Genomic DNA, 301 nt, shown 5'->3' on the forward strand with positions numbered 1-301 from the left:
CCGCCGGATCGGCGGACCCGGGCGCGACCGCCCCCCGCGTGAGGAGCCAGAGCGGCGCCGCGAGTCCGGCGTCGCCCAGTGCCTGGACGGCGGCGAGCACGCCGGTGAGCGAACCCGCCGGTACCAGCACGCCGACCGGCGGTGCGTCGAGCGTCCGCAGCCGGTCGGCCAGCTCGGCCCGCTCCCCGATCTCCAACCGGAGCACGGTCGCGCCGTGACCGGTCAGGACATCGGCGAGGGCGGCGGTCTCCTCGTCGTCCTCACCGAGAAGCAGCCAGGATCCGTCGACCCGGGCCGCGCC

At 77.4% G+C, this 301-nt stretch carries 1 protein-coding gene; it reads right to left on the minus strand.

What is annotated here, in order from left to right; genetic code table 11:
- The coding region (locus tag PUR56_RS10855; RefSeq protein WP_329948727.1) for a hypothetical protein at positions 1–301 on the minus strand (301 nt) is incomplete at both ends.

The organism is Streptomyces sp. BE303 (assembly GCF_036290945.1).
Lineage (GTDB): Bacteria > Actinomycetota > Actinomycetes > Streptomycetales > Streptomycetaceae > Kitasatospora.